Below are 9,042 nucleotides of genomic sequence, written 5' to 3'. Positions count from 1 at the left end.
TAACGACCGGCGGGCCGCCATCATTCCGGGGCTCACGCACGGGCGGCACCCGCCACGGGCGGGGCGCCTCCTCGGTCGTACGCAGGGTGTAACGCCCCGACGCCGGCCGGGATTCCACCACCACCGTGCCCCCGACCACACCCCACACGGGCATCAACCAGACACCAGTGATGTTGATCCAACAGCTCCCATACTCGCCCATACACACCCTGTGGGCTGTGTATGGGGGACATAGACCGTGACTTCAGCTGGGCATGAACCGGCGCGCCGATACGACCACCAGCAGCCCCGAAGCTGACCGGACCGCCGTAGCGGCCACCGCGTTCCCCTCCACCACGGCAGCCACACCCGATAGGCCCGCTCGGCGCTATCGGCCCGGCGCCACCATGGACACACTCGACGTGGCAGGGCGGACAGTGGGCTGCTGTTCCTCACTGGCTGAGGCGACCTCGGTGACCGCCGAGATCGTTGACTGCGGAAACGCGGACGCGGCCACCGCTGCCGGCTCGGTGCCGTGTCGGCTCTGCACCCGCACTGTGCCGAGATCAACGGTTTCGTCGAGCTGGTCTTGCACCACCCGGCACGCGTAGGCGGCTGGCCGCTGGGCCCGGTCCACGAACCTGGACACGCCGCGTAGAAGCTGCTGCACGTCGTGGCCAGTGTGCTGCGCCTGGTCCAGGGTGTATGCCAGGGCACCCCACGCCTCGCACCCGATCACCGTGTCGGCTCGCTGCCCAGACGGCCATGCCTTGTGCACCTCAGCGGCCATCCGCTCGTGCCTGTCGCTCACCGCCTCGGCGGACATCGGCAGCCGCTGAGACTGTTCCGTGTCCTCGGACACCGCACGGTCGACGGCATCAGACAGCGCCTCGATGCCGTCCGGTTCCGCTGCGGGCTTGTGTGTCTCGGGCCCCACCCGGCCCGCCCGTTTGGCGAGCTGGTCGACGACCATCTGCCGCGCCTGCTGCGCCCGAGGGTCGACGTGGTGCCACGTGGATGCCGCACGCCAGACCCGGGCGATGTCCTCCGTCCCCGCGGTGCGCCACCAACCCGTCCGCATCGCTGGCCGCCACACCGCCGCGTCGGCCTGCTGCGCGGCACGGGTTTGGGCGCGGATCCGGCGGGCCTGCTCGTCTCTGGCACGCGCCGAGCGCTGCAGCTGCATGATGTGAGCCTCGATCACGACCTGCGCCACCTCGCCGGCGGCCTGGATCATGGCGGTGACCGCCGCGGTAGCCCGCTGGTGGATCTCGGCCATCTCGTTGTCGGGCACTGCCTCGTCCTCCTCATCGCTGCACTTCCCCGTCACCGCTCAGATCTCGGGGTCGGACCGGGCCGGGCACGGTGTGGGGCTGCGCCTGCGGCATGCTGCTCTGGGTCGGCACCTGCACCCGGTCGACGCCCTGGACGCCGGGCTGCAACAGGGGCATCAGATGCGCCGCGGCGGCGGCTGCTGCGCCGGCGGCGTGGGCCTGCTGCTGGGCGGCACGCAGCTCGGCCAGCGCCACAACCAGCCGCGCCGCCTGGACCACCACGGCCAGCAGGATGGCTGCCTCCCCGCCGTTGCGGGCGTGCCCAGCGACCAGCAGCGCGTCCGCCACGCGGCCCAACTCGGCGGCCACCGACGACGCTGCCGGCGCCGGTGCGCGACGTGGTGGTGCCGCCGCACGCGCCAGGGCATCGGCGGCGCGGGTCACCGGGCCCCGCCCGGATGGTTCGGCGCCCGCCGCTACCCGGGCCAGCAGCTCGGCGCTGGCCCGGGTAGCGGCCGGCCACTGCGGCGAGTCGGGAGCGATCCGGGTCAGCCGGTCACTGATCGCCTCCAACGCGGTGGCGGAGGATCGCCACACCGCCATCCGGTCCTCTCCACTCAGCCGGATCCGCGGCGAATCCTCGGGGTCAGCCGCCTTCCACTGACCGGCCGACGGCGGCTCGGCCTCGGGCCACCGCTTGCGGACCTGGGGCAGGCTGAGGTCACCGTCCAGACTGCGCCCGGCGTACCAGGTTGGCTCAGCGGCTCCGGTCGGCCTCATAGCCACGGCGTACCCGACCACCTGCTGCGAGTCCGTTGCCGCTGTGCGCGTGGCCACCAGTAGGCCCGCGCTCTTCATCCGCGCCACCCACTCGGCTTCGCCCGCGGCTCCAGCGAGGGCCGCTCGGACCTGTCGGCGCAGCAACTCCCGCTCCGGTGTCTGGCCGCTGCGCCGGGCCCGGTCGACCTCCGGCCGGGTCAACTCCGGCCGCTTCGTCGTACCGGCCCGGCCTGGTGTCCACTTACCCAGGCCGAACTCGTCCTCCAGCAGGTCGGCGACCTGCTGGCTGCGCCGCTTGTCCTGCCGCAGCCACACCGGTGCCCCGTCCTCGGTGGCGAGAGTGACGACCACATGTATGTGGTCGTTGCCCTTTGCGGACAGGCCGTGGCGTACTGCGATCCATCGGCACCCGGCCCGCTCGGCGTCACCGGTAAACCCCATCGCGGTCACGAATCGGCCCGCGATGCGCGACCAGGTGGCGTCGTCGAGCTGGCCCTCCTGTTCGGGCAGGCTCAGCGAGCACTGCCACACGTACTGGCGCACCCCGCGCTCGCCGGCGGCGATTTGCGGCGCGTCCAGCCGCGCCGCCAGCTCCTCCAGCGACCAGCCGCCGTCGTGCGCACGCTGCGGTGGGGCGAGCAGCGCGACGTCGTCGTGGCCGGCAACCAGGTGCGGATCGAGGTGTTCCTCGGCCTTTCCCGGCCCCCACAGGTACTCCAGCAGGCCGCGGACCCGGCTGCCGTAGGTGACCTTCGGGATCATCGCCGGCCTGTCTGGGCGGCGGCGATCGCGGTGACGAGGTCGTCGACGCGCGCCGCGACGCGCGCGAGGTACGCCGCGGTCGCGGTCAGGTCCCCGGCCGGCTCACCGGTCGAGTGAAGCCGCCCCACCGCCTGATTCAGGTTGTGTGCCGCGCCCCGTACCTGCCGGTGCAAGCCCATCAACTCGACCAACAGGGGCCCGGTCTCCGTGGCACCATCCGGGCCAGCGGGAGCGGGGACGAGCGGCGCTGAGCCGGCTTCCGCCAGATACGCCGAGGTGGCCATCCGGGCCGCCGCCGCGTTCGCCTCGACCGCCGTCATCTCTGCCTCGGACAACCGCACGGTCACCCGATGCACACGCGGATCATCATCGCTGTGGGCACGCCGCCGGCGGTGGCTCGCACCGAACCGGACCACGCCGATCTGCGCCGGATCAGCCACGTCGACCACCCTTCCGACGGGTGTCAACCGCCGCGTTGCGGCCGGCCGCTAGGCGGCCCGTCTGACCAAAAGTCAGACTTTTACTCCAACTTGCTCCGTCAGGACGGGCGCGTTGGACCCGCCGAGGCTCCGAACGAGATCGGCCTCCACCGGACGTAGTCGGACACCGTGTAGTGCCCATTACCGGGAGGCCGCCCGATCGCCACTTACACACCTCACCGAGGATGTACCTGTAACACTGCCCCGGTCACTTGTGCTCGATGACGTCGCCTGACTCAGAGTCGCACTGGTCGGCGAGAGGAACGCCAAGACCGCGGTATCAGTGGACGTACGGTCGGCAGCAGAGTCGAGGTGAGCCACAGCCCTACGGACCGCCTCAGCGAGAGCCGGCTTGAGATGCTCACCAATGCGCTCTGCCGTAGAGCGTGCACGCTGAGAAAAGTCGTCGCGCTCCTCGGTCGTCCATGCCCGTGATCGCTCGCCTTCGATCGCCTCTCGCAAGCGAGCCGGCTCGCTCCAGCTGCCGCTCTCGTCTAGGGCGTTGCGGTAGAGAGTCTCGCCACCGCGACGCACCACATACGCCGCGTCAACGAGACGCTCATCCTCCAGCCGATCAGCTGTGACAAGCACGGCCGGGTACGCCCTGTCATGGATCTCGGGCGACACGAAGCGGCCAACACCGTGTTCGTTTCTTTCCCGCTGATACCGGTCAAGGACCGCTAACAGACTGCGCGCCTCGTGCACCGCGACGAAGACATACTCCACCCGGTACCCGGCCTGGTGGAACTCGTCGAACCGATCCGCTGCCCAGTCCGCCCCGGCCAACGGTGCGCTGATGACGGCATCACACTGTTGCCCCCGAATGTGCTCGGCGAGCATCGTCCACCACCGGCTAGCAGCATCAGCTAGCAGCACACGCACGGTCTGATCGTTCTCGGTAGCCAGCCTGGCGTAGTCCGGGTGGTACTCAAAAAGGTCGTCCCCGTCAACCGCGACCGCTTCCTCACGCCCTAACTGAACAACAACCTGCGACTCGACGGTGGTTTTACCCGCACCCGGCTGCCCAGCGATGAACACGACCACCGGGTGTTCCCGCACGGCGCCGGTATACACCGGCCTGATCTGCTCTTCGAAGATGCGCCGCAACTCCTCCTCGGGAAGCCGGAATATCGACGGATCCGTGTTCGCGGTCATCGCGGCTCCGAGACCTCCCGCGCCAACGCAGGATAGTCACGCATGACTCGCTCGATCTGCTCCCGGTCATCCAGAGTCAACAGGCGTCTCTCCCGCGCATACCGCTGCTGCGCCGCCACCAGCGCGGCACGCTCCTCAACATCCACCGTCTGACCCAAGCGACTGCTGTAGGCCGCGATCACCGCACCGATCGCCGCCCTGGCCGACTCGAAATCAGCGGCATCCTGCTCGCTCCACCTACCCAGATCGTTAAGCCGCCCTGCATACCGTCCCCGGTCACCCTCCACCATCCGCTCTCCTCTCACATACGCTTTGCTCGATCGAGCCGCCCTGTGAAAGGACGACGACATGAACCCTGACTTCCCTGCTGACCGTGCTCTGTGGCGCAAGAGCAGTCGCAGCCTGAACGAAAACGCCCAGTGCGTCGAGGTCGCCCTGACCCCGCACGCCATCGGCATCCGCGACTCCAAAGACACCTCCGGACCAGCCCTACTGGTTACCGCCACGGGGTGGAGCACATTCATCGAACTGATCAAGAGCAACGGGCTGCGTACCTGATCTACACGACGGCGCACACCAGGAGCCCACCCCGTGAGGGCTGCAGACGATAGCCGGCCGCCGTCCAGCGTCAAGGGCGCTACGCGTCGCTGCGCGATGGGCCTATGGCCCACCCTTGGCCCTGGCCACCGTCCTCGGCTGACAACCAGGTCGCCCCCACGGGCCGGAAACAAGGGTGGAAAAGCGGTAACACAAGGATCGATCTTGCCCACTATGCTCTGCCTCCACAGCACCCGGCAGTCGTCATTTTGGGGAGGACTCCATGGCCGACCAGACCGCTAAAGCCGTTCGAAGCCAAACCGAGAAAGCCGCGCTCGCGCTGCTGAAAGAGCGCACCAACCTGGTTGGAGAGGCCGCGACGGCGCGACACGAGCGAGACCAGCTCGCCGAGGCTCTGCGCCAGGCCACCGACCACTACAACGCCCGGTATACCGCCGCGGTGGCCGGCGGTTGGACCGCCGACGACCTGGCCCGCCTGGGACTGGACGCACCAGAGTCCAACTCGCCGCGGCGCCGACGCCCACCCCGTCCAGCTACCGGACCGGAATCGGCCGGCGAGCAGGGCGTCCAGGCGGGAGTCGAGCTGTAGCGCGACAGCTCGGGTGGTGGCCTGCCCCGCCACGGCGGGGCAGGCCATCCGGTCCGCTACCCGCATCACGTGCCCTGCCCTAGTGGTGCGCCCTGGGCGGCCATGAACTGCACCGGGTCGACAGCGTTGTCGCGGTCGGCGTTGTACGGACCTGGCGGGACGTCCAGGTGCACCTCAAAGTGCAGGTGCGGGCCGGAACTACCGCCACTGTTGCCCACAAGACCGATGACCTCACCCGCGGCGACGCTCGCTCCGATAGCCACCTCCGGTTGGCGGATCATGTGGCAGTAGCGGGTGACGATGTCACCTGAGTGGCGGATATCGACATACCAGCCGCAGCCCCGTGAACCGGTGTGACCATCGCGGTCGCACGTGGTGTACCAGTCACACTTGACCTGCTCCACCACCCCGGCCGCCGCCGCCCGAATCGGCGCGCCCCGCACGTCGACGCGGGACATGTCCACCCCGGCGTGGAAGGCACCGCCACGCGGCCCAAAGCCGCTGCCGACGTTGGCGTTCACCGGCTGCACCCACCCACCCGGGCCTACCGGCACCGGGCCGAAATCATCAACGCCGCACGGGGCGCTCGGCGCTCCACCGCCGATGTCCTCGATGCTCCCCAGCCCCAGCACATGCGCGGCCAGCTGTTCGGCGGCGTCCTCCCACTTCTGGTACGCCTCCGGGTACGCCGAGCGCTGCACGGCCTGCGCCGCGTCGGTCAACCGCATCTGCTGCCAGCCCTCCACGCCGGCCAGCGCCTCGTAGAACTTGTCCGCGGCGTAGGAGGGCGTCATCCGCTCCCGCACACTGCCCCACCCCGGGCGCTGCTGGAACAGCCCGATCGAGTCGTGGTCATGGCCCACCCCCTCATGCGGCAGGGTCAGCGACTCCGGCACCGTCGAGTTGGCCAGGTTGCGTAGGCCAGACTCCTGCATCGCGGTAGCCAACGCGATGACGTAGCCGCGCGGCGGCACCTCGCGCGCCGCTCCAGCGGACACGATCGCCACGGCGTGCGCCGTCTGGGTCGCATTCCACGACCCGGTGGCGGGCGGCTCGGCACCCGCCGCGGACACCACCTCACAGGCCGCCGCCTCGGCATCGCTGAGGCCGAACATCACCAACGGCAGCACGACCATGCCGCCGCACATCAACCCGACCACCGCCACCACCGCGACGATCACCATGATCGGCCGCCGCGTCACTGGCTCACGGCCCGAACGAAGTCGACCCCGGTCGCCACCCACCGGCCATCAACGCCTGCGAGCGTGACCGTCACCGTGCCCGCATTGGTGGGCACCTCGAACTCCGCCGCGCCGTCTGCCGGCGCCTGCGTGGCCACCGGCGGGCCCGTCACCCGCGTCGCCGGTACCTGCGCCGGATCAGCCGTGCGTAGCAGCGCAGCGAAGCCCTCATCGCACAGCGGCGCGAGCTCCTGCCACCAGGCGGTGGCCGACAGGTCAGGTCGTGCCCACGCCGCCGCGAACCGCGCCGCGACCGGCGCCGCCTGCGCGGCAGGTGGCGGCGCGGGCGGCTCCACATGGTCGTGGTCATCGTGTCCCGGTTGTTCTCCCGCTGATTCCGCGGCGGTTGCGGACGCCACAGTGACCGGCTGCTCCGGCACCGGCGGCGCGGACGATGGCGGCGACCCCATCGCACAACCCGCCACAGTGGCAACCGTGGCCACCCCAACCGCGCGAGTAATCACCCAACGCGCACACACAATTACTCTCCCCGCTTGCCATCACCCCTAACGGAGCCATAACAATAGATCTCTTCGGAAACGCAGTGCTACGGTCACGTGCTCGTGGGTGACCTTCGAACACGGGGGAGAGCATCGAGTGACGACGCGATCACGTTTGTGGGGTCGAAACGCGACGCCTCCGCCCGTACGACAGCCCGGACCCACCCGGAAACTGCCGATCCGAGAAGTGCCCGCCCTCCGCGAATTGCCGCCCGTGTGGTGGGTCGGATGCCACGGCGGCGCGGGCACCAGCACCATCGCCCGCCTCGTCGGTAGTGGAATCGACTTCGGACAGGCATGGCCACGCCTGACACCCGAAATGCCGGCCGCGAACGTCGTCCTGGTCTGCCGCGCGTCAGCCCAGGGCGTCTGGGCCGCCGTCGGCGCCGTCGAGCAGTGGCGGATGGGAGCAACCGGAGCCAAGCTGGCCGGCGTCGTCGCGGTCGCCGCATCACCACGGCGCCCCCCACGCATCGCCACCGAGCGGCTGCAACTCCTGCGCGGGTGGGCGCAGCGCATCTGGCACGTCGCCTGGATCGAGGCGCTCACCGCCGCCGACGACCCGACCGATGTCGGCGTGCCACCCGACATTGAGGCACTACGCCACGCCATATGGCCCACATCCCGGGAAGGGACCCGCCGATGACTCTGCTCGACCAGATAGATCAGCTGCTGCTCGCCTGGGCGGCTGTTGATGTGCCCAATCCCGGCGGCGGCGAAGCGCCACCCGGAGTGGTGGGCGACAGAATCCTCACGCTCCTGCAGTGGGTGGCCTACCTGGCCACCGCCGCGTGCGTCGGCGGGGTGCTGTACACCGCGGCGAAAATGGCCTTGGCCCACCGCCGCGGCGACGACACCAACCTCTCCCAACTTGGCTGGGTCTTCGCCGCCTGCATCCTCATCGGCAGCGCCTCCACGGTCGTCGGAGCCCTGATCTAGGAGACCCGAATGTCGCAGCAACAGGACTTCGCCGACCGCCCTCCATGGACCAGGCCCGCATTCATCGCCTCCGCGGCCCTGGTGCTCATCGTCATCGTCGCCGGCACCCTGATCGCCGTCCTCGGGGCCGACGACAGCCGTGACAACAACGCCGACGACACACCACCGGCCAGCCCGGCACCGGCCGATCCCGCACCGCAGAGCCCCGACCAGGCGCTGCCCACCGCGATTCCCACCACCGCACCGCAAGGGGTCCGGTGGGAGCTGGTCGGTCCACTGCCCGTACCAGTCAGTGACACTGCCGGCCCGACGCAGATCACTGACACAGGCGCGTCCGGCTTCGCGCACACCCCCGAAGGCGCCCTGATCGCCGCCGCCCAGATCAGCACCCGAGCCAGCTATTCCCTCGGCCGGGAGCACTGGGAGCCCGCCCTGGAGCACCAGTTCGTGCCCAGCCCCGACCGGGACCGGATGTTGGCCACGCTGCGCACCACTGACACCAGCCCGTCGGATCCAGGCTCCCTGAGCCAAATCGCGGGATTCCAATACCTGTCCTACACCCCGGACACGGCCGTCATCGGACTCGTGCTTCGGGTGCCATCGGCCGGGACACCGCGCTATCACGTCCTATCCACGACCCTGCTCTGGCGTGACGGTGACTGGCGAATGCAGGCACCTCCCGGAGGCGCATGGGCCTCGGTCAACCGTGTCACCAGCGACCTCACCGGCGTCGTCGAATGGGGGGCGAGGTAGTTGCCCTGCAACCCACTCGACCCGGGCTGCATC

12 protein-coding genes are annotated in these 9,042 nt (G+C 69.7%); 5 read left to right on the top strand and 7 right to left on the bottom strand.

What is annotated here, in order from left to right:
* Positions 1-367 precede the first annotated feature (367 nt).
* From SALPAC3_RS0124805 to SALPAC3_RS0124785, 5 genes are all read right to left on the bottom strand, one after another.
* Positions 368-1,273, bottom strand: a complete 906-nt coding sequence (locus SALPAC3_RS0124805; RefSeq protein WP_018223865.1) for a hypothetical protein — start codon at positions 1,271-1,273, stop codon at positions 368-370.
* Between the two features lie 13 nt (positions 1,274-1,286).
* On the bottom strand, positions 1,287-2,795 hold the full coding sequence (locus SALPAC3_RS0124800; RefSeq protein ID WP_018223864.1) for a relaxase/mobilization nuclease domain-containing protein: 1,509 nt from the start codon (positions 2,793-2,795) through the stop codon (positions 1,287-1,289).
* Positions 2,792-3,235 (bottom strand): plasmid mobilization protein, encoded by a 444-nt coding sequence (locus tag SALPAC3_RS0124795; protein ID WP_157632365.1) that lies wholly within the window; start codon positions 3,233-3,235, stop codon positions 2,792-2,794. Before SALPAC3_RS0124795 ends, SALPAC3_RS0124800 begins: the two co-directional genes overlap by 4 nt.
* Before the next feature lie 180 nt (positions 3,236-3,415).
* Positions 3,416-4,429 carry a zeta toxin family protein gene (locus tag SALPAC3_RS0124790; RefSeq protein WP_018223862.1) on the bottom strand — a complete coding sequence of 338 codons (1,014 nt, stop codon included), beginning with the start codon at positions 4,427-4,429 and terminating at the stop codon, positions 3,416-3,418.
* Entirely contained in the window at positions 4,426-4,719 is a 294-nt protein-coding gene (locus SALPAC3_RS0124785; RefSeq protein WP_018223861.1) for a hypothetical protein, read from the bottom strand. Before SALPAC3_RS0124785 ends, SALPAC3_RS0124790 begins: the two co-directional genes overlap by 4 nt.
* Before the next feature lie 58 nt (positions 4,720-4,777).
* Here SALPAC3_RS0124785 and SALPAC3_RS0124780 point away from each other — a divergent pair, with 58 nt between their 5' ends.
* Positions 4,778-4,987, top strand: a complete 210-nt coding sequence (locus tag SALPAC3_RS0124780; protein WP_018223860.1) for a DUF397 domain-containing protein — start codon at positions 4,778-4,780, stop codon at positions 4,985-4,987.
* A gap of 262 nt (positions 4,988-5,249) precedes the next feature.
* Entirely contained in the window at positions 5,250-5,576 is a 327-nt protein-coding gene (locus SALPAC3_RS0124775; protein ID WP_018223859.1) for a hypothetical protein, read from the top strand.
* Between the two features lie 65 nt (positions 5,577-5,641).
* Here SALPAC3_RS0124775 and SALPAC3_RS0124770 read toward each other — a convergent pair whose 3' ends face one another.
* Both SALPAC3_RS0124770 and SALPAC3_RS0124765 read right to left on the bottom strand, forming a co-directional pair.
* Positions 5,642-6,778 (bottom strand): M23 family metallopeptidase, encoded by a 1,137-nt coding sequence (locus SALPAC3_RS0124770; protein ID WP_018223858.1) that lies wholly within the window; start codon positions 6,776-6,778, stop codon positions 5,642-5,644.
* Positions 6,775-7,227 carry a hypothetical protein gene (locus SALPAC3_RS0124765; RefSeq protein ID WP_050563756.1) on the bottom strand — a complete coding sequence of 151 codons (453 nt, stop codon included), beginning with the start codon at positions 7,225-7,227 and terminating at the stop codon, positions 6,775-6,777. The genes SALPAC3_RS0124770 and SALPAC3_RS0124765 overlap by 4 nt, the downstream gene beginning before the upstream one ends.
* A gap of 409 nt (positions 7,228-7,636) precedes the next feature.
* On the opposite strand from SALPAC3_RS0124765, the gene SALPAC3_RS0124760 reads away from it, so the two are divergent.
* The 3 genes from SALPAC3_RS0124760 to SALPAC3_RS0124750 are packed head-to-tail and all read left to right on the top strand — an operon-like array spanning position 7,637 to position 9,009.
* Entirely contained in the window at positions 7,637-7,963 is a 327-nt protein-coding gene (locus SALPAC3_RS0124760) for a hypothetical protein (protein WP_232430587.1), read from the top strand.
* The gene (locus tag SALPAC3_RS0124755) at positions 7,960-8,256 is read left to right on the top strand and encodes a hypothetical protein (RefSeq protein WP_018223855.1); all 297 of its coding nucleotides are present in this window, start codon (positions 7,960-7,962) and stop codon (positions 8,254-8,256) included. Before SALPAC3_RS0124760 ends, SALPAC3_RS0124755 begins: the two co-directional genes overlap by 4 nt.
* 9 nt (positions 8,257-8,265) lie before the next feature.
* Complete coding sequence (locus SALPAC3_RS0124750) at positions 8,266-9,009, top strand: DUF8175 domain-containg protein (protein ID WP_018223854.1); 744 nt, start codon at positions 8,266-8,268, stop codon at positions 9,007-9,009.
* Positions 9,010-9,042 lie beyond the last annotated feature (33 nt).

The sequence above is a fragment of the Salinispora pacifica DSM 45544 genome (genome assembly GCF_000378845.1).
GTDB lineage: Bacteria > Actinomycetota > Actinomycetes > Mycobacteriales > Micromonosporaceae > Micromonospora > Micromonospora pacifica.
The sequence above is the reverse complement of the archived record's forward strand: the minus strand, read 5'-3'. Positions and strand labels throughout refer to the sequence as shown.